The organism is Trichococcus ilyis (genome assembly GCF_900109135.1).
Classification (GTDB): Bacteria; Bacillota; Bacilli; order Lactobacillales; family Aerococcaceae; genus Trichococcus; species Trichococcus ilyis.
In genome coordinates this window covers 1-2483 of the sequence record NZ_FNYT01000056.1, presented here as the reverse complement: position 1 = coordinate 2483, position 2483 = coordinate 1, and the positions used below count along the sequence as shown (strand labels likewise).

The following is a 2483-nucleotide window of genomic DNA, read 5'->3' as shown; positions in this document are numbered from 1 at the left end:
TGTCAGTGCTAAACTAAATTGAACAGTTTTCGATGAATAAGATTGAACACTTTCACCAAAGAATATCTCCAATCCTGTATACTTTTAAAGGTATCTTAGGTTATTGGAGGACGAAAGGTGAAGAAGAAGTTAATGTTATATTTGGAAATTCAACAGATGAAGGAGCGGGGCTTTTCCATCCAACAAATCGCAAAGCAGTTGAAGGTATCCCGCACAACGGTTTATAACTACATGGAGAAGACACCGGAAGAAGCTTTCGAATGGGTCAATTCATTAAGTTCGAGGAAGAAGAAATTGGACCCATACAAGGATTGGATTGTTGCTTGGCTTCAAGAGTATCCGCATCTGAATGCGTCTCAAATACAGGATTGGCTGCTTGAGAAATTCCCCGACTTCACCGTTGGTGAAAGTACGATGCGGTTATATGTGAATCAAATACGAGAAGAATATCAGATAGCTAAAACTAAAGTTGTGAGGCAATACGAGGCGGTCGAAGAACAACCGATGGGAAAACAGGTACAAGTCGATTGGGGCGAAACGCGTCAAAAGACACAGGATCAAAGAGAAATCAAATTATACTGCATTTGTTTCTTACTTTCCCATTCACGCTACCGCTATGTGGAATGGCAAAACCGCCCCTTTACGACTCGTGATGCCATTCGAAGCCACGAGAATGCCTTCGAATTCTTTGGTGGCATGCCGGAAGAAATCGTTTATGATCAGGATCACCTCATCACTGTGAGTGAGCACGCTGGAGACATGATTCTGACCGCTGAATTTCAAGCGTACAAACAGCAACGGAAGTTCAGAGTCCATTTATGCCGCAAAGCCGACCCCGAATCCAAAGGAAAAGTGGAGAGCACGGTAAAGTATGTGAAACGAAATTTCGCCGATAGCCGGATTTATACGACAATCGAGAACTGGAATGAGCGCTGTTTAGCCTGGTTGGAAAGAACGGGCAACCAAAGGGTTCATGGAACAACAAAAAAGAGACCGGTAGAAGTGTTTCTCCTCGAAAAGCAACACTTAAAACCAGTCTCTAAACTACTCTCAACCGAGAGTATCACCGGTTCAAGTATAACAAGAACGGTAAACAAGGACAATACGGTTTTTTATAAATCAAACCGTTATTCCGTGCCCCTAGGCACTTACAGACCGAAAGGCCTGAATACAGTGGCTATTGAAATCAAGGAAGATACGAACGATCAAGAACGGCTTATTATCAGAAAACAGCCCGATGGGGAAATTCTGGCGAACCATCCTCTGGAAACTTCAACAGGCAAACTGATCAAAAATAAAAACCATGGGCGCGATCGTTCGAAGGGCATTCAAAGCTATAAGGAAACCGTTGCGCAGCAGTTCAAAGATTTGGAGCTTGCCTCACGATACATTGATATCTTGATGGAGAAGTATCCGCGCTATAAAAGAGACCAACTGGCCGTTCTGCAGAAAGCGGCCCTCGAATACCCCACTGTCATTGATGAGGCCCTACAGAAGTGTATGTCTGAACATCTGATGAGTGCGAATGACTTTACGGATGTGGCTAAATACTTGGCTGCCCCTCGGAAAGAGACGCCGCCTGTTCCACCCGTACAAGCGGTCCGATCGGATTGCGCTGATATCAACGTGGAGACGCATCCGATGAGTACCTATACGGAAATTCTGGGAGGTGCCGCCTCATGAATGATAGCATGGACGCGCTGCAAAGCCAGTTCAGACAGCTGCGCTTGGTGGAAACTGCGAGCGAGTTGCCTGAGCTTTTCCGTAAAGCCGAACAAGCCTCCTGGACCTACCGGGAACTGGTGCAGGAGATTGTGTGCTTCGAATTAAGGAAGCGCGAGGAAAAAAGTGTTCAGAAACGATTGAAATGGGCTAAGTTCCCGTACCACAAAACACTTACGGAATTCGACCTATCAGATCAGACTTCTCTGAGCAAACGGCAGCTTACCCAGCTCCAAGAGCTTACTTGGCTTGAGCAGCAGTATAATCTCATCTTTTTGGGTCCGAGCGGTGTGGGGAAAACGCACTTGTCCATTGCCTTAGGCATGGAGGCCATCCAGAAGGGGTTTCAGGTAACATTCGTGACAATGGGAGAACTACTCTCCCTTCTGAAAACTGAAGAATTCACGCGAAAAGCGCAGGTCCAGCTCAATCGGATCCGAGCATCTGATTTAGTGATTATTGATGATTTGATGTATATGGCAATGGACCAAAGGGAAGCTACCCTGTTTTTTCATTTGATCAATCATCTATATGAACGGAGTTCAATCATCTTGACCTCCAATAAGAGCCCCGACCAATGGGGAGAATTATTGGGCGATGAGGGAGTCGCAATGGCTATCTTAGACCGTATTCTGCATCGAGCGGAGGTCGTTCACATGAATGAAGCCAGCTACCGTATGAAGCATCGCCAGAGCATGTTTGTGAGCGAAAGTGTTCAAAATTAATTGGCGTTAACTGTTCAATTCTACTTGACGCTGACA

General features: G+C 45.6%; 2 protein-coding genes. Both read left to right on the top strand.

The window, feature by feature from the left end:
• The first annotated feature begins 117 nt into the window (after positions 1 to 117).
• On the top strand, positions 118 to 1683 hold the full coding sequence (gene istA / locus BMX58_RS14490) for an IS21 family transposase (RefSeq protein WP_093088883.1): 1566 nt from the start codon (positions 118 to 120) through the stop codon (positions 1681 to 1683).
• Complete coding sequence (gene istB / locus BMX58_RS14485; RefSeq protein WP_016252698.1) at positions 1680 to 2447, top strand: IS21-like element helper ATPase IstB; 768 nt, start codon at positions 1680 to 1682, stop codon at positions 2445 to 2447. Before istA ends, istB begins: the two co-directional genes overlap by 4 nt.
• Positions 2448 to 2483: the final 36 nt, after the last annotated feature.

Excerpts from the sequence above, each read along its gene's own strand:
- istB (WP_016252698.1), top strand. The coding sequence starts at position 1,680 with ATGAATGATAGCATGGACGCGCTGCAAAGCCAGTTCAGACAGCTGCGC.